The organism is Staphylococcus intermedius NCTC 11048, assembly GCF_002902385.1.
GTDB lineage: Bacteria > Bacillota > Bacilli > Staphylococcales > Staphylococcaceae > Staphylococcus > Staphylococcus intermedius.
Genome location: NZ_PPQH01000172.1, coordinates 1 through 245 on the forward strand (window position 1 = coordinate 1; position 245 = coordinate 245).

1 rRNA gene is annotated in these 245 nt (G+C 44.9%); it reads right to left on the reverse strand.

Annotated elements, in window-relative coordinates:
• Position 1: 1 nt before the first annotated feature.
• Positions 2–245: ribosomal RNA gene (locus tag CD138_RS13990) — 23S ribosomal RNA — on the reverse strand; the annotation flags it as partial.

The window sequence follows — 245 nt, forward strand, 5'->3', positions numbered from 1 at the left end:
AGAGTATTTAGCCTTAGGAGATGGTCCTCCCAGATTCCGACGGAATTTCACGTGCTCCGCCGTACTCAGGATCCACTCAAGAGAGAATTTATTTTCGACTACAGGATTGTTACCTTCTATGATTAACCTTTCCAGGTTATTCGTCTAATAAATTCTTTTGTAACTCCGTACAGAGTGTCCTACAACCCCAATAAGCAAGCTTATTGGTTTGGGCTCTTCCCGTTTCGCTCGCCGCTACTCAGGGA